The 244-nt window shown below is 61.9% G+C and carries 1 pseudogene; it reads left to right on the top strand.

The annotated features are described in order from the left end of the window. Window positions 1–244: pseudogene (locus EN738_RS36725) on the top strand (hypothetical protein); the annotation flags it as partial.

Here is a 244-nt window from a genome sequence, read left to right as displayed (position 1 = left end):
CGCCATCTGATCGACATCCATGCCGATCAGCCGACGATGCAGCGCCTGCGGCAAGCGTTCGGTTATTGTTTCGAGACGCCGCCCGGCAGTTCCTATCCGCCCATCGTCAGGGCGCATCTCATCGACCGCATCCAGGACCGCTACGGCAAGACGGTGTTCAAGCAGGACGAGCGCGGTTGCGAAGGCTGCAACGCCGCCGAATGGAAGAACCAGTCCGAACCGGAACTGGTCGACAATTCCGAGC

The sequence above is a fragment of the Mesorhizobium sp. M4B.F.Ca.ET.017.02.2.1 genome (assembly GCF_003998955.1).
GTDB lineage: Bacteria > Pseudomonadota > Alphaproteobacteria > Rhizobiales > Rhizobiaceae > Mesorhizobium > Mesorhizobium abyssinicae.
Note: the sequence above shows the minus strand (reverse complement) of the source record. Positions and strands in the feature narration are given on the sequence as shown.